Source organism: Enterococcus sp. AZ163, from assembly GCF_050498925.1.
In the GTDB taxonomy this organism is placed as follows: domain Bacteria; phylum Bacillota; class Bacilli; order Lactobacillales; family Enterococcaceae; genus Enterococcus_A; species Enterococcus_A ferrettii.
Map to the genome: position 1 here is coordinate 1 of NZ_JBIPAO010000023.1, position 226 is coordinate 226.

1 protein-coding gene is annotated in these 226 nt (G+C 45.6%); it reads left to right on the forward strand.

The features are described 5' to 3' along the window. On the forward strand, positions 1–226 hold a 226-nt coding region (locus tag IGI46_RS25920), incomplete at both ends, for a hypothetical protein (protein ID WP_429974630.1).

The window sequence follows — 226 nt, forward strand, 5'->3', positions numbered from 1 at the left end:
ATCGATCAGCGAATCAATCAGCACATCAATTTCGGATAGTGTGAGCGATTCAGCAAGTGAATCAGGCAGCTACAGTGGAAGTACGTCAGTAAGCACAAGCGATAGTACAAGCACCAGCACATCGGTTAGCGATTCAAGCTCAACTAGCACGAGCATTAGTAACAGTGAAAGTGCAAGTCTAAGTACGTCGATCAGTGAATCGATCAGCACATCGATTTCCGACAGT